Raw genomic sequence first — 23,644 nt, forward strand, 5'->3', positions numbered from 1 at the left:
GCCCCAGAGAGTCAGTGCGGTGGTGCATTGGAGGACTCACCATCCGAAGCGAATCAAGTCGGATTGGGATCTGCACAACCACCCGCACCACTACGTCTTCATCGAGAGTGCGGCGATGTGCCGGGAGATGGATCGGTTGTAGTCCGCCGCAGTACTCCGCCGAACGCGGCGGCGATCGCGCCGAGGACCACCAACCCGCCGCCCGCGGCCAATGTGACGTTCAGCCACACATGCAGGCTGTTCTCGGCATGGGCCGCCATGACCTCGGCGACGGTCCGGATGTCACCGGTCGTGCGATTCAATGCCGTTTCGAGAGACCCCCGCCCCACCTCGATGCCGGCCCACCCGGCTGCGCCGACGAGCAGAGCCGAAACACCAAGCGCGGTCAGCGCTTTACCCTTCGAGCGGGCCGCGGCAAGCGTCAGCAGCGCGAACGCGCCGGCCAACACGGCGGCGCCGATACTGGCCCACGGACCCCACGTCGCCAGCCACCGCAGCTTGCCCGGCTGCAGTTCCGGTGAGTCCACGGTGATGGGCACGGTCAGTGATTGCGGAACCTGGAGATCGAGTGTTCCCAGCGTCGCTTGAAAGGACGGGTCCGAGATCATCGGTGCGACGTCGATGAGCCACTGTTCGGTGGAGTTGCCGCTGGGGACCGCGCCGGTGAACATCCACCGGTGTGCGATCCGGTTCGCCTGCGCGAACTGGCCGGGGAAGCCGCTGTTACCGGTGTAGGTGACCGCGACCTGGCGGACCAGTTCCGGATTGAGCGTGTAACCGTTGTCGGCACCCAGCGAGACGACCTGAGTGGTCAGCTCGGCGGCCATCGCGTCCTGCAGCCGGGGATCCTCGGCCGCCGAGGCCGCAAGCTTGGCGTAACCGCTCTCCCCGACGAAGTTGACCTGCGCCCAGACCGCAGGCACCGCGACCAACAGCGCCGCCGTCGTCAGCAGCCACAGCAGAAGGGCAGCCAGGAACCGCACGGCATCCTCCTTGTCCGGGACGCCGGGCGGTCAGTCGGCCAGGGCGCGTCCCACGATGAGGGGGTCGGCTTCGGCGACCACCTCGCGGTCCTTGTTGTCGTAGTCGAACTTACCGAGCACGTAGCGCATCGCATTGATCCGGGCACGCTTCTTGTCGTTGCTCTTGACCACCGTCCACGGCGCGATGTCGGTGTCGGTGAGGGCGAACATGTCCTCTTTGGCCGCTGTGTAGGCGTCCCACTTGTCCAGCGACGCCAGGTCCGTCGGCGAGAGTTTCCACTGCCGGACCGGATCGACCTGGCGGATGGTGAAGCGGGTGCGCTGCTCGGACTGCGTCACCGAGAACCACAGTTTGGTCAGGGTGATGCCGTCGTTGACCAGCATCTGCTCGAACAACGGTGCCTGCCGGATGAACTCCTCGTGCTGGTCGGGCGTGCAGAACCCCATCACCCGCTCGACCCCGGCCCGGTTGTACCAGGACCGGTCGAACATCACGATCTCCCCGGCCGCCGGCAGATGGGGCACGTAGCGCTGGAAGTACCACTGGGTGCGTTCGCGCTCGGTGGGTTTCTCCAGGGCGACGACGCGGGCGCCGCGGGGATTGAGGTGCTCCATGAAACGTTTGATGGTGCCACCCTTGCCGGCTGCGTCCCGGCCTTCGAACACGATGACGTGGCGCAGGCCGTTGGCCTTGCTCCAGTTCTGGAGTTTCAGCAGCTCGATCTGCAGAAGTCGCTTCTGCTCCTCGTACTCCGGGCGCCCCATCCGCTCGTCGTACGGGTAGCCCTCGCGCCAGGTGTCGATCTCCGCGCCGCTCGGGTGGTGCACCAGCACGGGATCGTCGTCGTCGTCATCCCGGACGGTGTAGAACTCGGCACCTTTGAGCATGGTCACCGGCAGAAGTTATCGACCCCCGCGTACGCCCCGGTGACGGGCACGTGAACGGCAGGTGGACGATTTCGCCGGCCGGCAATTTCGCCGAGCGTCGAGGACCGCGCGCCGAATGTACGGGTTCTGATGAAATCCCGGTCAGATCCGTCAGAAACCGTACGCTCGGCCCAGTGGATTACTTCGCCGAGCGCCGAGGACCCATCAGCGCGAGCTTGGTCATCAGCGTATTCATCCGCTTGAGCGCCTTGGGCGAGTTGTTGTAGTAGTTGCCGCCGGCACCGACGTTGGTGCGGGGCGCGACCACCGCCTCCTGACGGCAGAACTTGCGCAGGCCTTCCGCCCCGCCGAACCGCACGCCCATGCCGGAGGTCTTCCAGCCGCCCATCGGAGCAGTCGTGCACATCAGGTTGGAGATCACGTCGTTGATGTTCACAGCACCACAATCCAACTGCAGAGCAACGGCTTTCGCGCGTTCCACATCGCCGGAGAACACCGCTGCGGACAGGCCGTACGGGCTGTCGTTGGCCAACCGGATCGCCTCCTCGACGCTGGCGACCTTCATGATCGGCAGCGTCGGGCCGAAGGTCTCCTCGGTCATGCACGCCATCGAATGGTCCACGTCGACCAGCACGGTGGGCGGATAGAAACTGCCCGCGCCGGCGGTGCGCTGCCCGCCGGTCAACGCCCTGGCACCGGCGGCCAACGCGTCGCGGACGTGGCGCTCGGTGACCGCGACCTGGCTCTCGTCGATCATCGCGCCGAAGTCGTATCCCTCGCCCGCGCCGGTTTTGAGCTTCTCGACGTCACGCACCACCGCCGCGACGAACTGGTCGTACACCGACTCGAGCACGTAGACCCGCTCCACCGACACACACGTCTGTCCGGCGTTGAACATCGCACCCCACACCGCGGCGTGCGCGGCCAGTTCGATGTCGGCGTCTTCGAGCACGATCATCGGATCCTTGCCGCCGAGTTCCAGACTCACCGGGGTGAGCGTGCGCGCGGCGCGTTCCATCACCTTGGCGCCGGTCGCACTCGACCCGGTGAACTGGATGTAGTCGCTGGCATCAACGACGGCCTCGACGGCCCCGCGCGCACCCTGGACGATCGCCAACACCTCGGGGGCACCCGAATCCAGCCAACCGCGCAGCAACAGTTCGGCGGTCAGCGGGGTGCGCTCGGACGGCTTGAGAAGCACAGCACAGCCGGCGGCGAGCGCGGCGATCGAATCCATCAGGAGGTTGGCGACGGGGTAGTTCCACGGCGCGATGACGCCGACGACCGGGCGGGGCCGATAGTGCACGGTGACCTTCTTGATGGCCAGGAAGGGCAGCGACGCCGGCCGGGACTCGGGCGCCAGCGCCTTCTCCATCGTCTTGATGTAGTACGACGCGATCATGATGATCAGCGGCACCTCCTGGGCGGCATCCACCGCGGACTTGCCGGTCTCTTCGATCAGCAGCTTCTCGATCTCGGCGCGATGCTCACCGAGCCACACCGCGTACCGGGCCAGCACCTTCGCCCGCCCTTTCGGCCCGCGGGCCTCCCACTCCTTCTGCGCGGCGCGTAGACCTGCCGCGATGCGTGGCACGTCGTCGGGTTCGGTCCAGCGCACCTCGCCTGCGACCACGCCGGTGGCCGGGTTGTTGATGGTGCCGGTGCCGGTGAACGGGTTGGGCAGGTCCACATCGGGCGTCGCAGTCATGACCTCATGCTAGCCACTGCTGTGATCCAGGTCGCATCGGGGTTGACACCTGTCAAGTCCAGCGGCCCACGCGGCGGCACACACCAGCGCGGTACCGAGGAACATCGCGCCGATCGCATCGGTGAAGTAGTGGTAGGTGACCGCCTGCCCCAGCACGCCGAGCAGCGCGGCCAGCAGCGCCGCGACCACAGACCACGTCGCCGCCCCGGCGATCAAGACGCACAGGCCCAGCACCACCACCGCGAGGGTGGTGTGCCCGCTCGGGTAGGCCAGCGAGTCCCCCTTGAACCTGCCGAACGCCCTCTTGGCGAACCGGGCCGAGACAACCTTGACGAACGGTGCCACCGCGACGACCACCGCGGGCCGCCAGCGGCGCCGGATCAGCACGGTCGCCAGCCCGACCGCCCAGAGCGCCAGCACCACGCGGCCGTCGGTGAACACCAACAGCCGTCCCAGCCACGGGTACCTCTCACCGACGGCGAAGAACCAGTCGTCCAGCGATGTCGAGCCCTTGCCCACGGCGAGCCCCAGCAGGATCAGCGCCGCCAGCCCGATGGGCGGCCACCCTCGGATCACCCACGACAACCTCAGCCGGCGATCCCTCTGATGTAGGCGGCCTGGCCGAGATGCTGGGCGGCGTCGTCGATGATGCTGACCAGCCGCGCGCTGGCGGTCACCGGCGGGGTCCACTGCTCGTCGACGATCCGGGCGAGGTCGTCGGCCGACACCGACGCGACATACTCCAGCGACACCTTGTGCACTGCGTGGTAGTAGCCGGCCAGCAACTGCGGCGACGCGCGCACCTTGGCCACCTCCTCGGGGGTGTGGCCGTACCCGTGTGCGTCGCGCGGCAGGTCCAGCGCGAACCGGTCGACCCAGCCGTCGCGCAGCCACACCTGTTCGATGCCCGCGATATCGCACAGTTGCGCGTCCTGCACGCGAGCGCTGTGCCAGATCAACCACACGATCGTGTTGGCCTCCGGCGTCGGACGGTGGTACGCGACGGCGTCGGTCAGCCCGTCGGTCAGCTCGTCGACGTGCTCGATCAGCCGGGTGAAAGCGTCGCGAAGCAGTTCACGGGCCGCGTCGGTGTCAGCCATGAGCGGCACCGTGGAACACGGCCTCGACGTTGTTGCCGTCGGGGTCGCGAACGAACGCACCGAAGTAACCGGGGTGATACTCCGGCCACAGCCGCGGGGCGTGCAGCGACTCGGCACCCGATTCGAGGGCGGCGTCATAGAACGCCCGCACCGCGTCCGCGTCCGCCGCCTGGAACGCAAAGTGCACCTCGCGGTTCGGCCCGGCCGCATCGCCGGTGCTCATGTCCGCGATCCAGAAATCCGGCTTGCCGTCGACTCCGTAGCCGATGGCGACCTGATAGTCCATCTGCCGGGTGAACCCCAGTACGCCGAGGACCTTGTCGTAGAAGGTCTTCGACTTCTCCCAATCCGCGCAGTTGATTCCGAAGTGGTCGATCATGAGCTCACCGTACATTCGGGGTATGACATACGACCTGATCGTCCGCGGCGGCACCATCGTCGACGGTCTCGGTGGCGATCCCTTTGTCGGCGACGTCGGGGTCCGCGACGGCGTCATCACCGCGATCGGCGTGGTCGACGAATCCGGGACCCGCGAGATCGACGCCACCGGCCTGCTCGTCACTCCAGGCTTCGTCGACCTGCACACCCACTACGACGGCCAGGCGATCTGGTCGGACCGGCTGACGCCGTCGTCGGCGCACGGCGTGACGACGGTGGTGATGGGCAACTGCGGTGTCGGTTTCGCCCCGTGCCGCCCCGACGACCACGACACGCTCGTCGATCTGATGGCCGGTGTCGAGGACATCCCCGGCGTCGTCATGGTCGACGGCCTGCCGTGGACGTGGGAGACGTTCCCGGAGTTCCTCGACGCCCTCGAGTCGCGAAACCGAGACATCGACGTGGCCGCGTTCCTGCCGCATTCCCCGCTGCGGGTGTACGTGATGGGCCGGCGGGGAGTGGACCGCGAACCCGCCACCGAGGAAGACCTGGCCCTGATGCGCAAGCTCGCCGCCGAAGCGGTCCAGGTCGGCGCGCTGGGTTTCGCGTCGTCGCGGCTCACGCTGCACAAGTCCGAAAGTGGCCAGCCGATACCGAGTTTCGAAGCCGGCCACGCCGAGATCGAGGCGATCGCCCGCGGTGTCAAAGACGCCGGCGGCGGACTGATCCAGTTCGTGCCGGACCTCATCGCCGGGGACTACGGTCCAGCGCTGCAGACGGTGTTCGACGTCGCCGAGGACGTGGGCCTGCCGGTGACGTTCACCCTGGCGATCGGCAACGCGGGCGATCCGTTCTTCATCGACGGCCTGAACCTGGTCGAGAAGGCGAACGCCGCCGGCGGAGAGGTCAGCGCCCAGATCTTCCCGCGCCCCATCGGCCTGGTGCTGGGCCTCGAGCTTTCCGGCAACCCGTTCGTGCTGTATCCGTCGTACCGGGAGATCGCCGGGTTGCCGCTGCCCGAACGGGTTGCCGAGATGCGCAAGCCCGAAGTACGGCAACGGATTCTGCACGACAAGCCGGCATCGGACGGACACCCGCTGATGTTCGCCGCCCAGGCCTGGGACTACATGTTCCCACTCGACGACCCACCGAACTATGAGCCCTCGCCGTCGGATTCCATTGGTGCCCAGGCGCGCAAACACGGGATGAACCCGCTCGAGGTGGCGTACGACCATCTCCTGCAGGATGACGGACGGGCGATGCTGCTGGTCACGCTGGCGAACTTCCGCGACGGCAGCCTGGACACCGTTGCCGAACTGATCCGCCGCGACGACGTCGTGCTCGGACTCGGCGACGGCGGAGCCCACTACGGGATGATCTGCGACGCATCGTTTCCCACCTACATGTTGACGCACTGGGTACGCGATCGCGCATCCGGCCGACTGCCGGTCGCCGAGGCGGTGCGGGAGCTGACGTCGACCCCGGCACGGGTTGCGGGGTTGGCCGACCGTGGTCGAATCTCCTTGGGATACAAGGCCGATCTCAACGTCATCGACGCCATGGGCCTGCGGTTGCGCAAGCCCGTCGTCGTCAGCGACCTGCCGGCAGGTGGACGCCGACTCGACCAGACCGCCGACGGCTACGTCACCACCATCGTCTCCGGCGAGGTGATCGCCGAGAACGGGGTCCCGACGGACTCCCGGCCGGGCAGGCTGGTGCGCGGCCGCCGGCCGGCACCCGTCATCTGAACCCGCCGGCGGGTTGATCGCCCGCGGGTCGGGTACACCGTAGGTATCCGCACGGAAAGAGAGATGCCATTGAGCCGCCCCGAACGGCGCCGTCAGCCCGTCCCGGGAGTCCCGGCAACCCGGCCCTTCGCACCCAGCGCCGGTCACCTGCCCATCGAAGACCACGCCCTCATCGGCGACGGTGCGACGTGCGCGCTGGTTCGCCGCGACGGCGCGGTGCCGTGGCTGTGCCTACCGCAGTTCGATTCCGCGCCGTTCTTCGTGTCGCTGCTCGACGCCGAACGCGGCGGCGAGTGGTCGATCGCGCCCGCGGGCCTGCACGGTGGCGAACAACGCTATGCCGACGACACTGCAGTTCTGACAACAACGTTGGCGGGCGATGGCGGTGTGGTCGAGGTGACCGACTTCCTCGCGCTGCGTTCCGGAGCCGACCTGACCGAGATTGCCGCGTCAGGACGCAGTCAGCTCGTCAGGCTCGCGCGCGTCGCCGCAGGCACCGTCACACTGAGGATCCGGTTCGCCCCCGCGCGCAGTGCACCTTCGAACAACTCGGCGGCGCCTGGCTGATCGGTTCGCCCGACCATCCCGATCTGCCGTTGCAGCTGCGATCATCACACCCGCTGCAACCAGACGGCCACGGTGCGCTCACCGCGGAGATCACCCTGCGGGCCGGCCAGACCTACGAGTCGTCGCTGGGTTGGGCGCCGGAACGGCAGATCAGCGTCGGCGTCTTCGCAGCGACACTGTGTGCCCGCACCACCGAAGCCTGGCGGCGCTGGGCAGACCGGATCACCTATGAAGGTCCGCAACGCCACCTCGTCCGGCGGTCAGCACTAACCCTGAAACTGCTCGACCACTCCTCAACAGGCGCGATCATGGCGGCCGCGACTTCTTCGCTACCGGAAAATGTTGGTGGTGAACGGAATTGGGACTACCGATACACGTGGGTCCGAGACGCGGCGTTTTCCACGTATGCGCTGCGCCGGATCGGACTTAGCAGTGACGCCAACGCCTTCCTGTCGTGGACTCTGAACTGCGCCGAACGCGACGGGGGCCCGTCGATCATGTATGCCCTCGACGGTGGCCAACCGCCCGAGGAGTGGACCGACCCGAATCTTCGCGGATGGCGCGACTCGGCACCTGTGCGGTGGGGCAATGCCGCCGCCGGGCAGACTCAACACGACGTCTACGGCGAGCTTCTCGACGTCGCCTACCAGTGGGTGCGCGCCGGCGGCGCGGTCAACGACCATCTGTGGTCATCCCTGTCGTCGCTGGCCGATGCCGCCGCTGAGAACTGGCGTACCCCTGACCACGGAATCTGGGAGATCCGTTCTGCAGGAAGGCCGTTCACCTACTCGGTGGCACTGTGCGAGGTCGCGGTCGACAGGGCGCTACGCATCGCGGAGATGACTGGCCGCTCCTGCCCGACCGAGGCCTGGCGCATAGCGCGCGACGAGATTCGCGCGACACTGCTCGACGGAGCGTGGGACCCGACCAGGGAGACGTTCACCGAACAACTCTCCTTCGACGGGTCCTCACGCGGCGGTCTGGATGGATCGCTGCTCGCCCTCCCATTGCGCCGCGTCGTCGAGTTCACCGATCCACGCATGGTTTCCACGGTGGAAGCGGTCCGGCGCGAACTCGACGCCGGTGACGGGTTGCTCTACCGCTACCGCCACGATGTGTCCTCCGACGGCCTGCACGGTGGCGAGGGGGCGTTTCTGCTGTGTTCGTTCTGGCTCGTCGACAACCTCACCGAACAGGGCCGACTCGACGAGGCGCTCGAACTCTACGACTCGCTGTGCGCCCGCGCCAACCACGTCGGTCTTCTCAGCGAGGAGATCGATCCGCGCGACGGATCGTTCCTGGGCAACTTCCCGCAAGCCTTCAGCCATATCGGCGTGATCGCCAGCGGATTCCGACTCTCCCGGGCGATCGAGGCCCGACGATGAGCCCGCGCCCACTGATCATCCTGGGCGGAACCGGCGACCTGACCGGTCGGCTGCTGCTGCCCTCTCTGGCCCACTTGGTGGCAGCCGGGGCCGCCGCGCCGCCCGTGATCGCCGTCGCCCCCGACGACCTCGACGAGGACGGCTACCGCACCTGGGCGGTTGAGCGGCTCGAAACCCATGCGCCAGAAGCAGATCGGGCCTGTCGAGATGCTGTCGCCGAAAGGCTGGGCTATCAGCGCGGCGACGCCACCGATTCCGGGGCGCTGCGCACGGCCCTGGACCGTGCCGTCGGCTTCGGCGTCGGGGCGCCGGTGATCTACCTGGCCTTGCCCAACGGCATTCTCAGCGACGTGCTGAGCGCGCTGGAGCAGGCAGGTGTCCCGGACGGCACCATGATCGCCGTCGAGAAGCCGTTCGGCGTGGACGGCGCAGACGCTCGGCGCCTCAACCGCCAGCTGCACCGGCTGATCCCCGAAACCGCCGCCTTCCGGATCGACCATTTCATCGCCAAGCGCACCGTCCTCAACATCCTGGGGCTGCGGTTCGCCAACCGACTGTTCGAGCCGCTGTGGAACAACCAGCATGTCGAGAAGGTCGAGATCGTCTACGACGAGATGCTCGGTCTGGAAGGTCGAGCCGGGTACTACGACAAGGCCGGCGCACTGCGCGACATGCTGCAGAACCATCTGCTGCAACTGCTGGCTTTGGTGGTGATGGATCCGCCGCAGGCGCTGGACTCGACGACGCTGCCGTCCCGCAAGGCGGACGCGCTGCGCGCGGTTCGTGTGGTCGAACCCGTCGACGCCGTGCGGGGCCGATACGGCCGCGGCCACCTCGACGGACGTGAGCTGCGCAGCTACCTCGACGAACCCGGCGTCGACCCGGACCGCTCGACCGAGACGTACGCCGAGTTCGTGGTGCACGTCGACAGTTGGCGCTGGGCGGGGGTGCCGTTCCGGCTGCGCACCGGAAAGGCGCTGGCTGCGGCGCGGAAGGAGATCTGTGTGCACTTCCAGCCGGTTCCGCACTCGCCGTTTTCCGGTGCCGCCCCCGAGCCGAACGTGCTGCGGATCAAGCTCGACACCGACGGCATGGTGCTCGAACTCGACCTCAACGGCGAGGACGACCCGTTCGACCTCGAACGCCGCCGGTTCGAAACCGACCCGGCCCCGCCTCCGGTACCGGCCTACGCCACGGTTCTGGAGTCGATGCTGGCGGGCGAATCGACGTTGTCCATCAGCGATGTCGAGGCCGAGGAGAGTTGGCGCATCGTCGAGGGAGTGCTGGCGGCATGGGATGCCGACGGCAGCTCACTCGTCGAATACCCGGCCGGTTCGGAGGGTCCGGTGCCGCCCGCGTCGTGGCGGTGACCCACTCGGGCAGGACGGGCTCAGTGCCCACGCCTGCGCAGGGCGGGGTGCTGACTTGTCAGTAGCGGCAACAACATCCGGCGCGGCATCAGTTCGAACATCTTGGTGCTGATCTTGTTCGGGATCCCGGGGATCACGCCGCCGCGATCATGCTCGAGCGCCTCGATCCCCTGCCGCGCCACTTCGCGCGACTCCACCCACATGAACTTCGGGAAGGCTGCGGCAAAGGTGCGCTCGTCCATGCCGGCGACCTGCAGGAACTCGGTGCGCACCGGCCCGGGATGCAGCGCGGCGACGGTGACGCCGGTGCCGGCAAGCTCGGCACGCAGACCGTCGGTGTAGGACCGGACGAACGCCTTGGTCGCAGCGTATCCGGACTGACCGGGGAAGGGCTGGAAGCCGGCGGTCGATCCGACGTTGAGGATCGCGCCGCGTCCGCGCGGCACCATCTGTTGCACCGCCCGGGTGGCCAGATCGATCACGGCCTCGACGTTGACGCGCACCTGCGCGATCTCGGCTGCCGGCGACGAATCCACCACCGGCCCGATGGTTCCGTGGCCGGCATTGTTGATCAGCACGTCGACGGTCAGGCCGCGGCGCTCGACCTCGGCGAGCAGGTCGGCGCGGGCGGCGGGATCGGCGACATCACAGGCGATCACCTCGACGCGGACCGCGTCACCGAGTTCGGCCGCGAGGTCGCGCAGCCGTTCCTCCCGGCGGGCGACCAGCGTGACGCCGTGCCCTCGGGCGACCAGTTCGCGGGCAAGGTCGGCGCCGATGCCCGAGGACGCTCCGGTGATGACGGCGGTGCTGGAGGGCGACGGTGAGGGCAACGGCATAGGACACGGTATCCATGGCCTCTGCAGGTGGCCGATCCGCGGTGCCGTGTTTGCGACTCCACGCTACTTTCCATAGAATATTTTCTATAGAGATAGGGAGGTGACGGCATGGCGCTGTCAAGTGAAGAGAGGTCGCTCCTCGACACGGTGCACGACTTCGTCGAAAAGCAGGTCAAGCCCGTCGTCCGGGAACTCGAGCATGCCAACACCTACCCCGAGGAACTCATCGAGACGATGAAGGAGATCGGGATCTTCGGCCTCGCGATTCCCGAACCGTACGGCTTCGGCCAGGTGTCGATGCCCTGCTACGTCCAGGTGACCGAAGAACTCTCCCGCGGCTGGATGAGCCTGGCAGGCGCCATGGGCGGGCACACGGTGGTGGCCAAACTGATCATGATGTTCGGCACCGAGGAGCAGAAGCAGCGGTATCTGCCGCGGATGGCAACGGGCGAACTGCGCACCACGATGGCGCTGACCGAGCCCGGCGGCGGTTCGGACCTGCAGGCGATGCGGACCTCGGCGAGCCGCGACGGCGACGAGTACGTCATCAACGGCAGCAAGACCTGGATCACCAACGCGCGTCGCGCCGGATTGATCGCGCTGATGTGCAAAACCGACCCCTCCGCCGAGCCCGCCCACCGCGGCGTGTCCATCCTGCTGGTCGAGAAGGTGCCGGGCTTCACCGTGTCCAAGGATCTGCCCAAGCTCGGCTACAAAGGTGTCGAGAGCTGCGAGCTGAACTTCTCCGACTGCCGGGTGCCCACGGATGCTCTGCTCGGCAGCAGTGAAGGCGCCGGGTTCGCTCAGATGATGAAGGGCCTGGAGGTCGGCCGACTTCAGGTCGCGGCCCGTGCCACCGGTGTCGCCAAGGCGGCGTTCGAGGACGCCCTGCGCTACGCCCAGGAGCGGGAGAGCTTCGGCAAACCGATCTGGCAGCATCAAAGCGTGGGCAACATGCTCGCCGACATGGGCACCAAACTGTCCGCGGCGCAGGCGCTGTTGCTCAGTGCCGCAGAGAAGTTCGACTCCGGCGCGCGCTGCGACATGGAGGCCGGCATGGCGAAGCTGTTCGCCTCCGAGATGGGCATGGAGATCGCGCTGGACGCCGTCCGGGTGCACGGCGGCTACGGCTACTCCACCGAATACGACGTGGAACGGTACTTCCGGGACGCCCCGCTGATGATCGTCGGTGAAGGCACCAACGAGATCCAGCGTGGGGTGATCGCCAAGCAGCTGGTCAAACGAGGCGGTCTGGACCAGTGACACTCCCAGGAACCGCTGCGGGAGGGCCGCTTCCACTACACGGAATCACGGTGCTCTCGCTCGAGCATGCGGTGGCGGCACCGTTCGCGACCCGCCAGCTCGCCGACCTCGGGGCCAGGGTGATCAAGGTGGAACGACCGGGCAGCGGGGACTTCGCCCGGCAGTACGACGATTCGGTCAACGGTGAGTCGAGCTATTTCGTCTGGCTCAACCGCTCGAAGGAGTCGATCGCACTCGACGCCAAGAGCGAGGGCGGGCGAAAGGTCCTGCACGAGTTGGCTGATCAGGCCGACGTCATCCTGCAGAACCTCGGTCCGGGTGCGGCCGCACGTCTGGGCCTGTCGGCCGAGGAGGTGCGTGCGCGCGACCCCAAAAAGATCGTCGTGTCGGTGACCGGATGGGGCAGCACCGGTCCGTGGGCCGACCGCAAGGCCTACGACCTACTGGTCCAGTGCGAGACCGGGCTGGTGTCACTGACCGGAACCCGCGACGAGGTCGCCAAGGTGGGGGTGTCCATCGCCGACATCGCCGCGGGGATGTATGCGTTCAGCGGAACTCTGGCCGCGCTGTACCGCCGGCAGGTCACCGGTGAGGGCGCAACGATCGAGGTCTCGTTGTTCGAGTCCCTGGCCGAATGGGTGGGCCAGCCGGCACATTTCACCGCGGGCGCGGGTCGGCAACCCGGAAGGTTCGGGGCGCAGCACGCAACGATCGCGCCGTACGGCCCCTTCACTGCCGGCGACGGCCACACCGTGTTGATCGCCATCCAGAACGAACCCGAATGGTCCCGGTTCTGCAGCGGGGTGCTGCAGCGACCCGATATCGCCGAGGATCCGCGGTTCACCTCCAGCACCCAGCGGGTCGCGCATCGCGACGAGGTGAACGCCAGAATCACAGACGTTTTCGCCACCCTGACCACACCGGAACTGCAGTCGCGTCTGACCGCCGCACGGATCGCCTTCGCCGGTGTCAACACCATCGGCGAGTTCCTCGAGCATCCGATTCTGGAGGCACGGGACCGCTGGCGCACAGTCGAGACCGAGCACGGCCCGGTGCGCGCGCTGCTCCCGCCGATCGATCTCGGAGTCGAAGCGCAGATGGGCCCGGTGCCGGCACTCGGCGAGCACACCGCCGACATCCTGACCGAACTCGGTCATGATCCACTGGAATTCGCCGGTGAAACACAGAAACGACGCGAGGAGCCGTCATGACAGCGCACCAGTCCAGTGCAGGATTGGAACAGTACGTGAGCGACTGGACGCCCGAACCCGCCACCATCACCGAGACTCTCACCACGACGCGGGCTGCCGAGCTGGCGGCCACCTTGGATCTCGACATGTCCCCCGGCACCGGTGATGCGTTGCCCGCGATGTGGCACTGGGTGTACTTCACCGAGTGGCCCGCCACCGCCGATCTGGGTGCTGACGGTCACCCACGCAACGGACATTTCCTGCCCCCCATCCCCGACCGCCGCAGGATGTTCGCCGGCGGCCGACTGACCATCCACGCGCCCCTGACACTCGGGCAACCGGCCAGCCGGGACGCTGCGGTGGTGTCGGCGAAGGTCAAGCGTGGCAAGAGTGGCGAACTGCTCTTCGTCACCGTGCGTTACGAGTTCAGCCAGGACGGGCAGGCCCGGATGACCGAGGAGCAGGATCTGGTCTACCGCAGCGACGCCGGTTCGAGCACATCCTTCGAGAAGGTGGCCGAGCCGCTGCCGCCCCCGAGCACTCCGTGGGCGATCGAACCGATCACCCACCCGGTTCTGCTGTTCCGTTTCAGCGCCCTGACCTCCAACGGGCACCGAATCCACTACGACGAGCAATACACGACCCAGGTCGAGGGCTTTCCCGGGCTGGTGGTCCACGGCCCGCTGCTGGCGATGTACATGTCCGAGTTGGCGCGCACCAACAGCGAACGGCCGCTGCACACCTTCGAGTTCCGGTTGATGAGACCGGTTTTTGTCGGCGACCGGATCCGGGCCCAGGGCAGCCCTTCAGCTGACGGTTCCTCCGCGGAACTCTCGCTGGTCTCCGGCACAGCCAACGTCCATGCCAGCGCGCAGGCCTCCTACCTGTGACGGCGGGGCCCGATCTCGACACCGTCCGGTCAGCCCGGTCATTCCTGTTCGTACCGGGGGACCGGCCGGACCGATTCGCCAAAGCAGTTGCAGCACAGCCCGATATCGTCCTCATCGATCTCGAGGATGCGGTTGCCGCCGACGACAAGTCGACCGCACGAGCGCATACCGCAGGCTGGCTTCGCGCGGGCAACCGGGCGGTGGTCCGCATCAATGCCGCCGACACGCCCTGGCATGACGACGATCTCGCGATGGTCGCCGAACACCGCCCGGCGGTGATGCTGGCGAAGGCCGAGCACCCGGATCAGATCGGCCGCATCGTCGCGCTGGCGCCGGAGGCAGCGGTCCTCCCGCTGATCGAGACGGCGATCGGCGTCCTGGCGGTCAGAGAGCTGTGCGCGGCCCCCGGGGTGGCCCGGGTGGCCTTCGGCAGCATCGATCTGGCGAATCAGCTCGGCGTGGGCCCCGACGATCGCGAGGCACTGCTGAGCTACCGGACGATGCTGGTACTCGCGTCCGCGGCCGCCGGGCTGGCGTCCCCGATCGACGGTGTGACGACGTCGTTCACCGAAACCGGTTTCGTGACATCAGATTTTGTACACGCACTCAGGCTGGGACTGGGGGCGAAGTTGTGCATCCACCCGACGCAGGTTGCCGCAGTGCACGCCGCGGCGCTGCCGTCGGGTGCGGACGTGAAGTGGGCGAACAAAATCGTGGCGGCGGTCGCGGCCGGTGACTCCGCCGTCGCGGTCGACGGTGAGATGGTCGATGTGCCGGTGCTCGCACGTGCCCGTCAGATCATCGCTGCGGCCGCTCGCGGCTGACAGCGTCGGATCTACCCGAGTGTCCCGCTGGCGCCGAGGTGCTCGGCAAGCAGGGCACCGGCTTTGCGGACGTGATGGGCCATCGCCGCCCGGGCGGCCTCCTCGTCGCCGGAGCGCAGATGCTCGATGATCGCGCGGTGATCCTGCGCAGAGGCTTCCGGCCAGCCCTCGACGGCGGCGAAGAACTTGCGGGGCGCGTACGCCAGCGTGGTCTTGATCAGCCAGCGGATCTTGCGGGCACCGGCCAACCGGTAGATGGTTTCGTGGAATCGGTGATTGAGCCGCTCGACGGATTCGTAGTCCTTGTCGAACGCCGCCTGCTCGAGCTCGGCCTGTATCCCCTCGAGCTGGTCCACCAACTCGGGGCTGATCACCCGCGCTGCGCGCGCGGTCAACTCACCCCCCAGCATCGCCTGGGCGTCGTAGATGTCCCGGATGTCCTCACTGGACAGGGCCGTCACCGAGAAGCCCCGTCGCGGCTCGATGGTCAGGAACCCCTCGGTCTGCAGCAGTAGGAGTCCTTCTCTGGCCGGTGTGGCGCTGATACCCAGGTCGTCGGCGACGGTTTCCGGTCGGATGTACTCGCCCGCAGGCAACTGGCCCGAGACGATCAGCTCACGGACGTGCGCGGCGGCGAGGTCGCTGAGCCGCAGCGGGCCTCGCTTGCGGTCAGCGGAGGCCGGCGGTTTCACCGCTCAAATATAGACAATATTCTCCTGCGAGCGGATGCACACGCCGCGCCTCGGTCCGGGCGTGAACACGCTAATGTATGTACAAACCGTGTGATTGTTTCTGCCAGAATGAACCGCCCGCCCCCAGCCCTATCCCAGGTCCGACGCGTATAAGCGGGCCTGGGGCGCACCCGAGGCCCGCCCGGCGCCTCGGCGAACGTTGACATTTGGCGGTGAGAATGCGTACATATCGCCATCGACTCTCGATGAAACGCGCTGCCGTAGGGGGAGGTGCTCTGGTCGGATGACCGCCGAATCGACCGCGGGGCCGGCCTATCGGCGAATCGCCGAGGCATTACGACTGACGGTGCTGCGCTCCCCCGACGCCGAACTCCGACTGCCTACCGAAGCGGAGCTCGCCGAACAGCACGGGGTGAGTCGCCAAACGGTCCGGCGGGCGTATCAGGAATTGGTGTCCGACGGCCTGGTGACCCGCACGCCGGGTCGCGGCACCTTCGCCGCGCGCGGCGGCTCGCAGTATCTGCGGCGGTTCGGGACGGTCGAGGATCTGCTGAGCCTGTCGATCGACACCGAGATGGAGGTGCTGACACCGCTCACCCGGCGGGTCGAGATCGAGGCTGCCGGCCGTCTCGGGTTGTCCGGCGACGCCATCAGCACGGTGTCCTTCCGCCGACTCCACCTCGGAGTTCCGTTCTGTGTCACCGACGTGTACCTGCCACCGGAGATAGGCGCGTTGATCACCGAGGCCCCTGAGGTGCAACGGGGCGCGCGCAGTTCGCGGACGATCATCGGGTTGCTCGACCCGGTCCTGCCGGACCCGATCGGCGGGGCGGACCAGACGATCACCGTCGCGCTGGCAGATGCCCGGGTCGCGGCCGCCACCGAATGTGAGCCCGGGGAGCCGATGCTGAGGATCGACCGGATGTATCGAACGATGGCCGGGGACGCGGTGGAACTGGCGGTTTCCAGGTTCGTCACCTCGCTGTACAGCTACCGGTCCAGCCTGCGACGCGCACGCAGTTGAACAGGGGGAATCCGATGCCGCCAGCCGCAGATGACGCGGGAGACCCGGCGTTCGCGCCTCAGAGCGGGATCGCCGCCGTGGACCGGGCCGTGGCCGTGTTGGACGTCTTCACCCGGGGCACGCTGCGACTCGGTGTCAGCGACATCGCCCGGGCGACGGGATTGAGCACCAGTACCGCGCACCGGGTGCTGGCCGCGTTGTGCACCCACGGCCTGGTGACGAAGTTGGGGCCGAATTACGCACTGGGACCGCGCATTCTGCAACTGGCCGCCGCCGCCCGGGACACCGGGAACCTCACCGCGGTCGCCCGCCCGGTGATGACACGACTGCGCGATGCCACCGGCGAGACGGTGGGACTGCATGTGGTCAAAGGCAGTGGTCGGTTCGTCATCGACCAGGTCGAAAGCACTCAACCGCTACGGCGCACCTACACCGAGTGGGGCCAGTCGATCCCGCTGTACCAGGGTGCCCCCGGCCGGGTGCTGCTCGCCTATGCCGACGAGCCGACCATTGCCGCCGTGCTGTCAGGACCACTCGAGAGCGTCACCTCCAGCACGGTGGTGGACCGCGAGGAACTGCTGCATCAGATCGATCTGGTGCGGCGCAACGGATACACCTTCTCCTTCGAGGAACGGGTGGCCGGGATCCGGTCGATAGCGGTGCCGCTGTGGGACTACACCGGTTCGGTCATCGCCGCGATGAGCGTGACGGGACCCGCGATGCGGGTGACCGAGGACTGGATGTACCGCAATCTGCCCGCAATTCTGCAAGCGGCTGCCGATATCTCGTCCGAGCTGGGGTACTCCACCCCGGTGTGACCCACGATGCGAACCCGATCCTCAGTGACGGTTGACACATCGGCTCGGCGCGGCCTAACGTTCCCGCTGTACGGATAACCTTCCCGCCAGACGGGAAGCATCCGTTCGAGGTGCGAACTTCGTCGCTGTGGGCCAGTGGTACGACTGTGATATGGCCGCATGATCTTACGCAGTCGCCCCAGGTGCTTGTCGCGCTCAATTCACCCTTGAGCAGCACTGATATCACTTCCAACAAATTCGCCGTGGGGGTTGACTCTCAAATGTACGGCCATATGGTGGAGGTTGACCCAGATCACAGAAGATCGGATTGAGCATGAAACGTCACACCACCCGCACGATCCTCGCCGGCACCGCAACGGTTGCGCTGGCGCTGTCGGGATGCGCCTCCGACTCCGAGGGCACCGACTTCGCCAACACCCCGCTGCGCTGGGTCGTGTCCAGCGCGCCCGGCGGCGGGTTCGACACCACCACCCGCCAGCTGGAACCCGCCTTCACCGAGGCACTGGGCACCACCGCGACCGTCGAGAACCACGAAGGTGGCGGCTACGCCATCGGCGCACAGACCATGCTGACCAATGGAGCCGACTGCACGAGCGTCGTGACCCACGGGATCCCGCACCTGAACTTCTCGTACATGACCCAGGACGTCGACTACGACCTCGCCAGCTTCGCTCCGGTCGGCGGCATCAGCATCGAACCCGGCGTCATCCGGGTACGGAACGACTCGCAGTGGCCGGACATCCAGGCGTTCGTCGACGATGCCAAGGCCCGGCCCGGCCAGATCAAGATCAGCGTCTCGGACCTGCAGAGCAACAACTACATCGCGCTGCTGCAGATGGAGCGTGACCTCGGCATCGACCTCAACATCATCGGCTACGACGGGGGTGGGCCCTCGCGTACCGCACTCGTCAGCGGCGAGGTCGACGCCACCCACGCGGGGGTGTTCAACAGCCTGGCGATCGCCGACGACACCCGGGTGATCGCCGTCAGCCAGCCGGAGAACAAGTGGCCCGAAGTCACCGACAACGCACCTCCGATCAACGAGGCGCTCGGTGTCGACCTTCCCGCCAACGCCTCGAACTACGTGCTGTTCGCGTCCGCGGAGTGCCGTGACAACAACCCCGAGCGCTATCAGGCACTCGTCGACGCGCTGCAGACTTCGTTGGAGAACGAGGCGTACCTGGCGAACCTGGAGCAACTCGGCGAGCAGTCGAAGGTGTCGTACCTGACACCCGACGAACTGGAAGCCCTCGCCCAGGAGTCCCAGGACAACATCGAGCAGCTCCTCGAGGCGAATCCGAATGCATTCGCCGGCTGAGCCTGTGACAACGACGGAGCACCACACGGGCAGTGTGGCGGCGAGGGCCCTCCTCGTCGCCACCCCGGGCGGCATGGCGGTTCTGACCGGGGTTCTCGCCTGGATGATGTCGATGGACCTCAACCCCGCAGACCAGGGTTATCCGCGGGTTCTCGCGACCCTGCTTGCGCTGATCGGCCTCTGGAACGTCGTCACAGATCTGCGGGAACGCGCGGACAATGACGAGCCGGACGCCGAGTACGGCAGATTGGTCGCCTGGCGGGTCGTCGCGTTCATCGGGTTGGTGGCCCTCAGTGTCTGGCTGGTCACCCCGATCGGCTTCTACCCGGCCGCCGGCTTGATGATCCTGGGCGGCCTGTGGATCCTCGGAATACGAAAGCCTTTGGTACTCATCGGCTTTCCCCTCATTCTGGTGGGTCTGGGCTATGTGCTGTTCAGCATCCTGCTCGGGCTGCCCCTACCACTTGCCAGAGGATTCTGATGCTCGACAACATAACCTCCGGTCTCGAGCTGCTACTTCAGCCGGCACCGATGATGTGGTTGGTCGTCGGCGTCTCGGTCGGTTTTGTCGTCGGCGTGCTGCCGGGACTGAGCACCTCGAACACCGCCGCGCTGCTACTGCCGTTCGCCATCACGCTGCCACTGGAGAACTCACTGGTCTTGATCGTGAGCATCTATGCCGGAGCACAATTCGGCGGCGCGGTGCCGGCCATCCTGTTCAACGTACCCGGTGAGGCCGGATCGGCGGTCACTGCGCTGGACGGCTATCCGCTGGCGAAAAAGGGCCAGGCGGGACTGGCCATCGGCATCGCCCGCATGGCCTCGGTGCTCGGCGGTGTGATCAGTGGGCTGTTCGTCCTGTTCCTGCTCGAACCGCTCGGGGCGCTGTCACTGAAATTCGGCGCCCGCGAGATGTTCGCCATCATCGTGCTCGGTCTTGTCGTCGCGTCCTCACTGATGGGCGGCTCGGCACGCAAGGGTGTGATGGTGGGCCTGCTCGGGCTGCTGCTCGCCGTGGTGGGTGTCAGCCCCGCGACCGCCGAAACCCGGTTCACGTTCGGCGAACTCCAGCTCTACGACGGAGTCCCGTTCCTCGCCGCGCTGATCGGCGTGTTCGCGATCAGCGAGATGCTGATGCTGGTCGGTTCCGATCAGATGCAGAAGAACCAGAAAGAACAGGGCATCAAGCCCGGCGGAATACGCAAGGAGACCCGGGACGCCATCGACGGAGTCAAGGCGACCCTGAAACAACCCGGGGCCGTGGGACGAGCAAGCGGTGTCGGCATCATCCTCGGCATCATCCCGGGCCTCGGCGCGGCGGTCGCCAACTTCATCAGCTACTCGTTCGAGAAGCGACGCTCCAAGACCCCCGAGGAGTTCGGCAAGGGCAGCCACAAGGGCATCATCGCGTCGGAAGCCTGCGACAACGCGGTCGCGAGTTCGAGCCTGATTCCGACGTTCACCCTCGGCATCCCGGGCAGCGCCACCATGGCCGTCGTGTTGGCCGCGTTCTACCTGCAGGGCATCCAGCCCGGACCGCGGGTGCTGCAGACCAACAGCGCCGAGGTGTTCGCGGTGGCGCTTGCGCTGATCGTGGCCAGCGTCCTGATCCTGCCTCTCGGCGTTCTGCTGGCCGGTCCGCTGGCCTCGGTCACGAAGGTGCCGCTGTCCCTGCTGGTTCCGACGGTGCTGTTCATGTCGATGGTCGGTGTGTACGCGATCCGCAACTCGATCTTCGACGTGGGATTGGCGCTGTTCTTCGGTGTGGTCGGGCTTCTGTTGCGACTCAACGGATATCCGGTGATCCCACTGATCCTCGGCATCATCCTCGGGCCTCTCGCGGAGGAGTATCTGCTGCGCAGTCTGCAGTTGGCCGACGGGCCGTCGTACTTCTTCGGTTCGATCGTCGTCAACATCCTGTGGGCGATCCTGGTCGCCGCTCTGGCTGCGATGGCCTTCTCCAGCGTGCGGAAGCGTCGCAACGAGCGCGCGGCCGCGGCCGAGACGGTCGATCAGCACAACTAGAAGGGAGGCCCCGTGCGGGCCGCAATCGTCACCGGCGCAAGCCGAAACATCGGGCTGGCGATCGCCCGTCGGCTGCTCGCCGACGGCTGGAACGTCTGCCTCACCGGCCGCGACCAGGCCGGTGTCGCCGCCGCGGCCACTGCGTTGGCCGAGGACGGCGCGAGTGACGCCGTTCGCTGGTTCGCCGGTGACATCGGCGTCGAAGCCGACGTGCACCGCCTTGTCAGCGAGGTGGAAAACGCCTGGGGGGCAGTCGATGCAGTCGTCAACAACGCGGGCATCCGGGCGCACGGACCGATCGAGTCGATTCAGCTCGAGCACTGGGATGCGGTGCTGGGAACGGTTCTCACCGGCGCGTTCCTGACTTCGAAGGCGGTGCTGCCTGGCATGCGGGAACGCCGCTGGGGAAGGATCGTCAACATCGCCGGGATGTCGGGTCAGTCGGGCGCGGCAGGCCGGGCACCGGTGATCGCCGCCAAAGCCGGTCTGATCGGCCTGACCAAAGCCTGCGCACACGAGGCCGGCGGTTCGGGCGTCACGGTCAACGCCATCTCCCCCGGACTGATCGACACCGAACGCCGGCCCGGCCTCGGGGACTCCGGTGTTGCCGAGCAGCACTATCAACATCTGGGCGACCAGGGCAATCCCGTCGGCCGCATCGGAACGGTGGACGACGTCGCCGGCGCGGTGTCCTACCTCTGCGGCGAGGACGCCGGATACGTGACAGGACAGGTGATTTCGGTGAACGGCGGTGCCTACATGTGAGGCTGACCCGCCGGGCGTACGCCCGAATGAACACCGGTCTATCGAGAAAGGTTTGTTGATGGTTGAGGTCAGTGCGCAGACGAGGCGGTTGGCGGAGTATCTGGCCGGGGTGCCCGACACCTCGTTGCCCGCGGAGGTGATCCACAAAACCAAACACCACCTCATCGACACCGTCGCGGCGATGGTCTCCGGGGCCCGACTACCCGCCGGGATCCGCGGGCTGGCCTACCTCGGCAACACCGACCAGGGCCCCAGCGCCCTGATCGGCGGCGGACGCGCCGGGGTGGTCCAAGCCGCCCTGGCCAACGGCATGTCCGCCCACGCCGATGAAACCGACGACTCCCACGCCCGCTCCATCAGCCACCCCGGATGCGCCGTGGTCCCCGCCGCCCTGGCCATCGGCGACCACCAACACAGCAGCGGCGAACAACTCCTGCGCGCGGTCGCCGCCGGCTACGACACCGGCACCCGGGTCGTGCTCAGCCTCGGACAACCAGTACTGAACACCGAATCCCACGGCCGCAGCACCCACGCCTACTGCGGGCTGTTCGGCGCCGCGGCCACCGCCGCGACCCTGTACCGATTCACCGAAGAACAAACCCGCCACACCCTGTCCTACGCCGCCCAAAGCGCCGCCGGAGTCACCAGCTGGGTCCGCGACCCCAACCACATCGAAAAAGCGTTCGTCTTCGCCGGCATGCCCGCCTCCAACGGCGTCCGCGCCGCCGCGATGGTCGCCTCCGGCTGCGACGGCGTCGCCGACGTCTTCGCCGGCACCCCCAACTTCCTCGACGCCCTCTCCGCCGACGTCCGCCGCGACGAACTCGCCGACCAACTCGGCCACCGCTACGAAATCCTGGCCACCAACATCAAAAAATTCGCCGTCGGCTCCCCCGCCCAAGCCGCCGTGCAAGCCATCCTCGAACTCGTTGAAGAACACCCCATCGACCCCACACAGGTCACCAACATCCGCATCGTGCTACCCCATGACCTGTGCCGCGTCGTCGACAACCGCACCATGCCCGACATCTGCTGCCAATACCTCGTCGCCGGCACACTGGTCGACAGAGCCTTCACCTTCGCCATGGCCCACGACGACCACCGCATGACCGACCCACAAATCACCGCACTACGCCACAAAACCGACCTGATCCCCGACCCCGACAAAGCCGGCGTCCGCACCGCCGAGGTCACCGTCACCCTCACCGACGGCACCACCCGCCACCGCTACATCGGCGCCGTCCGCGGCACCGTCGACGATCCCATGACCGACGACGAAATCACCGCCAAAGCGGTCGACCTCATCGAACCCATCCTCGGCACCACACAAACCACCAGCCTCATCCACCAACTCTGGACCCTCGACACCTGCCCCGACATCACCACCATCACCAACACCCTCACCACCACAGCACTCACCGCGGCCACACGATGACGGCCCCGATGCCGACCGAGGTGCACAGCACCGCCGAGTCGTTGGCCCAGTGGGCACACGACGCGGTGCCGGGGGCCGCCGATCTCGAGCTTGCGCGGACGGCTCTGATCGACACCGTCGCCGTCGCCATGGCGGGGGCCGGCCATCCGTTGACCGGCCTGGTCTCCGAACTGCCGCCCGCCGCACGCTGGGCGGCCCAGGCCCACGTCCTGGACTACGACGATCTGCACCTGCCGTCCACCACCCACATCAGCACCGTGTGCGTCCCTGCGGCCGCAGCTGTCGGCGGTGACGCAGGCGCCTATCTGGCCGGTGCGGGGGTAATGGCCCGGTTGGGGGCCGCGCTGGGGTGGAACCACTACTCGCGCGGCTGGCACGCCACCTCGACCACGGCCCCCATGGGTGCCGCCGCCGTCGCTGCCAGCGCCCTCGGT

At 67.2% G+C, this 23,644-nt stretch carries 24 protein-coding genes; 16 read left to right on the forward strand and 8 right to left on the reverse strand.

Features of this window, described 5'->3' with window-relative positions; genetic code table 11:
- Positions 1 to 98 precede the first annotated feature (98 nt).
- The 6 genes from WA965_RS19035 to WA965_RS19060 all read right to left on the reverse strand — a co-directional run bounded on the left by WA965_RS19035 (position 99) and on the right by WA965_RS19060 (position 5,058).
- The gene (locus WA965_RS19035) at positions 99 to 983 is read right to left on the reverse strand and encodes a hypothetical protein (RefSeq protein WP_526302890.1); all 885 of its coding nucleotides are present in this window, start codon (positions 981 to 983) and stop codon (positions 99 to 101) included.
- A gap of 30 nt (positions 984 to 1,013) precedes the next feature.
- Positions 1,014 to 1,871 carry a polyphosphate kinase 2 gene (ppk2, locus tag WA965_RS19040; RefSeq protein WP_526302926.1) on the reverse strand — a complete coding sequence of 286 codons (858 nt, stop codon included), beginning with the start codon at positions 1,869 to 1,871 and terminating at the stop codon, positions 1,014 to 1,016.
- 178 nt (positions 1,872 to 2,049) lie between these two features.
- Positions 2,050 to 3,579 carry an aldehyde dehydrogenase family protein gene (locus WA965_RS19045; protein ID WP_526302891.1) on the reverse strand — a complete coding sequence of 510 codons (1,530 nt, stop codon included), beginning with the start codon at positions 3,577 to 3,579 and terminating at the stop codon, positions 2,050 to 2,052.
- A gap of 9 nt (positions 3,580 to 3,588) precedes the next feature.
- Entirely contained in the window at positions 3,589 to 4,155 is a 567-nt protein-coding gene (locus WA965_RS19050; RefSeq protein WP_526302892.1) for a phosphatase PAP2 family protein, read from the reverse strand.
- A gap of 11 nt (positions 4,156 to 4,166) precedes the next feature.
- Complete coding sequence (locus WA965_RS19055; protein ID WP_526302893.1) at positions 4,167 to 4,679, reverse strand: mycothiol transferase; 513 nt, start codon at positions 4,677 to 4,679, stop codon at positions 4,167 to 4,169.
- Complete coding sequence (locus WA965_RS19060; protein ID WP_526302894.1) at positions 4,672 to 5,058, reverse strand: VOC family protein; 387 nt, start codon at positions 5,056 to 5,058, stop codon at positions 4,672 to 4,674. Before WA965_RS19060 ends, WA965_RS19055 begins: the two co-directional genes overlap by 8 nt.
- Positions 5,059 to 5,080: 22 nt before the next feature.
- Between WA965_RS19060 and WA965_RS19065 the strand changes: the two genes are divergently transcribed.
- From WA965_RS19065 to WA965_RS19080, 4 genes are all read left to right on the forward strand, one after another.
- Positions 5,081 to 6,805, forward strand: coding sequence for an N-acyl-D-amino-acid deacylase family protein (locus WA965_RS19065; RefSeq protein ID WP_526302895.1), 1,725 nt, complete (start codon positions 5,081 to 5,083; stop codon positions 6,803 to 6,805).
- A gap of 63 nt (positions 6,806 to 6,868) precedes the next feature.
- Positions 6,869 to 7,372, forward strand: coding sequence for a trehalase-like domain-containing protein (locus WA965_RS19070; RefSeq protein ID WP_526302896.1), 504 nt, complete (start codon positions 6,869 to 6,871; stop codon positions 7,370 to 7,372).
- Between the two features lie 29 nt (positions 7,373 to 7,401).
- Positions 7,402 to 8,757, forward strand: coding sequence for a glycoside hydrolase family 15 protein (locus WA965_RS19075; protein WP_526302897.1), 1,356 nt, complete (start codon positions 7,402 to 7,404; stop codon positions 8,755 to 8,757).
- Positions 8,754 to 10,127, forward strand: coding sequence for a glucose-6-phosphate dehydrogenase (locus WA965_RS19080; RefSeq protein ID WP_526302898.1), 1,374 nt, complete (start codon positions 8,754 to 8,756; stop codon positions 10,125 to 10,127). Before WA965_RS19075 ends, WA965_RS19080 begins: the two co-directional genes overlap by 4 nt.
- A gap of 20 nt (positions 10,128 to 10,147) precedes the next feature.
- On the opposite strand, the gene WA965_RS19085 is transcribed toward WA965_RS19080, so the two are convergent.
- Positions 10,148 to 10,966, reverse strand: coding sequence for an SDR family NAD(P)-dependent oxidoreductase (locus tag WA965_RS19085; RefSeq protein WP_526302899.1), 819 nt, complete (start codon positions 10,964 to 10,966; stop codon positions 10,148 to 10,150).
- A gap of 108 nt (positions 10,967 to 11,074) precedes the next feature.
- On the opposite strand from WA965_RS19085, the gene WA965_RS19090 reads away from it, so the two are divergent.
- From WA965_RS19090 to WA965_RS19105, 4 genes are read left to right on the forward strand one after another with little or no spacing between them, the layout of a single operon-like run.
- On the forward strand, positions 11,075 to 12,229 hold the full coding sequence (locus WA965_RS19090; protein WP_526302900.1) for an acyl-CoA dehydrogenase family protein: 1,155 nt from the start codon (positions 11,075 to 11,077) through the stop codon (positions 12,227 to 12,229).
- A complete protein-coding gene (locus WA965_RS19095; protein WP_526302901.1) occupies positions 12,226 to 13,440 on the forward strand; it encodes a CaiB/BaiF CoA transferase family protein in 1,215 nt (404 codons plus the stop codon). Before WA965_RS19090 ends, WA965_RS19095 begins: the two co-directional genes overlap by 4 nt.
- Complete coding sequence (locus WA965_RS19100) at positions 13,437 to 14,309, forward strand: HTD2 family dehydratase (protein ID WP_526302902.1); 873 nt, start codon at positions 13,437 to 13,439, stop codon at positions 14,307 to 14,309. Before WA965_RS19095 ends, WA965_RS19100 begins: the two co-directional genes overlap by 4 nt.
- Positions 14,306 to 15,133, forward strand: coding sequence for an HpcH/HpaI aldolase/citrate lyase family protein (locus tag WA965_RS19105; RefSeq protein WP_526302903.1), 828 nt, complete (start codon positions 14,306 to 14,308; stop codon positions 15,131 to 15,133). The genes WA965_RS19100 and WA965_RS19105 overlap by 4 nt, the downstream gene beginning before the upstream one ends.
- Positions 15,134 to 15,144: 11 nt before the next feature.
- Here WA965_RS19105 and WA965_RS19110 read toward each other — a convergent pair whose 3' ends face one another.
- Positions 15,145 to 15,825, reverse strand: coding sequence for a GntR family transcriptional regulator (locus WA965_RS19110; RefSeq protein WP_526302904.1), 681 nt, complete (start codon positions 15,823 to 15,825; stop codon positions 15,145 to 15,147).
- Positions 15,826 to 16,108: 283 nt separating this feature from the next.
- Between WA965_RS19110 and WA965_RS19115 the strand changes: the two genes are divergently transcribed.
- The 8 genes from WA965_RS19115 to WA965_RS19150 form a co-directional block, all read left to right on the forward strand.
- Positions 16,109 to 16,849 (forward strand): GntR family transcriptional regulator, encoded by a 741-nt coding sequence (locus WA965_RS19115; RefSeq protein ID WP_526302905.1) that lies wholly within the window; start codon positions 16,109 to 16,111, stop codon positions 16,847 to 16,849.
- A gap of 14 nt (positions 16,850 to 16,863) precedes the next feature.
- The gene (locus tag WA965_RS19120; RefSeq protein ID WP_526302906.1) at positions 16,864 to 17,667 is read left to right on the forward strand and encodes an IclR family transcriptional regulator; all 804 of its coding nucleotides are present in this window, start codon (positions 16,864 to 16,866) and stop codon (positions 17,665 to 17,667) included.
- 313 nt (positions 17,668 to 17,980) lie between these two features.
- Positions 17,981 to 18,985, forward strand: a complete 1,005-nt coding sequence (locus WA965_RS19125) for a Bug family tripartite tricarboxylate transporter substrate binding protein (RefSeq protein ID WP_526302907.1) — start codon at positions 17,981 to 17,983, stop codon at positions 18,983 to 18,985.
- A 34-nt stretch (positions 18,986 to 19,019) separates the two neighbouring features.
- Positions 19,020 to 19,466, forward strand: a complete 447-nt coding sequence (locus WA965_RS19130; RefSeq protein WP_526302908.1) for a tripartite tricarboxylate transporter TctB family protein — start codon at positions 19,020 to 19,022, stop codon at positions 19,464 to 19,466.
- Positions 19,466 to 21,010, forward strand: a complete 1,545-nt coding sequence (locus tag WA965_RS19135) for a tripartite tricarboxylate transporter permease (protein ID WP_526302909.1) — start codon at positions 19,466 to 19,468, stop codon at positions 21,008 to 21,010. The genes WA965_RS19130 and WA965_RS19135 overlap by 1 nt, the downstream gene beginning before the upstream one ends.
- Before the next feature lie 12 nt (positions 21,011 to 21,022).
- Positions 21,023 to 21,775: an SDR family NAD(P)-dependent oxidoreductase gene (locus tag WA965_RS19140; RefSeq protein WP_526302910.1), complete on the forward strand. Its 753-nt coding sequence runs from the start codon at positions 21,023 to 21,025 to the stop codon at positions 21,773 to 21,775.
- 58 nt (positions 21,776 to 21,833) lie between these two features.
- Positions 21,834 to 23,210: an MmgE/PrpD family protein gene (locus WA965_RS19145; protein ID WP_526302911.1), complete on the forward strand. Its 1,377-nt coding sequence runs from the start codon at positions 21,834 to 21,836 to the stop codon at positions 23,208 to 23,210.
- The coding region (locus tag WA965_RS19150) for an MmgE/PrpD family protein (protein WP_526447937.1) at positions 23,207 to 23,644 on the forward strand (438 nt) is incomplete at its 3' end. The genes WA965_RS19145 and WA965_RS19150, both read left to right, overlap by 4 nt.

The organism is Mycobacterium sp. (genome assembly GCF_049683935.1).
Taxonomy (GTDB): Bacteria; Actinomycetota; Actinomycetes; order Mycobacteriales; family Mycobacteriaceae; genus Mycobacterium.

What these genes read in the sequence shown, in the direction of transcription:
- ppk2 (WP_526302926.1), bottom strand. Translation starts at nt 1,871, where the DNA reads ATGCTCAAAGGTGCCGAGTTCTACACCGTCCGGGATGACGACGACGAC.
- WA965_RS19045 (WP_526302891.1), bottom strand. Translation starts at nt 3,579, where the DNA reads ATGACTGCGACGCCCGATGTGGACCTGCCCAACCCGTTCACCGGCACC.
- WA965_RS19055 (WP_526302893.1), bottom strand. Translation starts at nt 4,679, where the DNA reads ATGGCTGACACCGACGCGGCCCGTGAACTGCTTCGCGACGCTTTCACC.
- WA965_RS19060 (WP_526302894.1), bottom strand. Translation starts at nt 5,058, where the DNA reads ATGATCGACCACTTCGGAATCAACTGCGCGGATTGGGAGAAGTCGAAG.
- WA965_RS19065 (WP_526302895.1), top strand. Translation starts at nt 5,081, where the DNA reads ATGACATACGACCTGATCGTCCGCGGCGGCACCATCGTCGACGGTCTC.
- WA965_RS19070 (WP_526302896.1), top strand. Translation starts at nt 6,869, where the DNA reads ATGCCATTGAGCCGCCCCGAACGGCGCCGTCAGCCCGTCCCGGGAGTC.
- WA965_RS19080 (WP_526302898.1), top strand. Translation starts at nt 8,754, where the DNA reads ATGAGCCCGCGCCCACTGATCATCCTGGGCGGAACCGGCGACCTGACC.
- WA965_RS19085 (WP_526302899.1), bottom strand. Translation starts at nt 10,966, where the DNA reads ATGCCGTTGCCCTCACCGTCGCCCTCCAGCACCGCCGTCATCACCGGA.
- WA965_RS19090 (WP_526302900.1), top strand. Translation starts at nt 11,075, where the DNA reads ATGGCGCTGTCAAGTGAAGAGAGGTCGCTCCTCGACACGGTGCACGAC.
- WA965_RS19100 (WP_526302902.1), top strand. Translation starts at nt 13,437, where the DNA reads ATGACAGCGCACCAGTCCAGTGCAGGATTGGAACAGTACGTGAGCGAC.
- WA965_RS19115 (WP_526302905.1), top strand. Translation starts at nt 16,109, where the DNA reads ATGACCGCCGAATCGACCGCGGGGCCGGCCTATCGGCGAATCGCCGAG.
- WA965_RS19120 (WP_526302906.1), top strand. Translation starts at nt 16,864, where the DNA reads ATGCCGCCAGCCGCAGATGACGCGGGAGACCCGGCGTTCGCGCCTCAG.
- WA965_RS19125 (WP_526302907.1), top strand. Translation starts at nt 17,981, where the DNA reads ATGAAACGTCACACCACCCGCACGATCCTCGCCGGCACCGCAACGGTT.
- WA965_RS19135 (WP_526302909.1), top strand. Translation starts at nt 19,466, where the DNA reads ATGCTCGACAACATAACCTCCGGTCTCGAGCTGCTACTTCAGCCGGCA.
- WA965_RS19145 (WP_526302911.1), top strand. Translation starts at nt 21,834, where the DNA reads ATGGTTGAGGTCAGTGCGCAGACGAGGCGGTTGGCGGAGTATCTGGCC.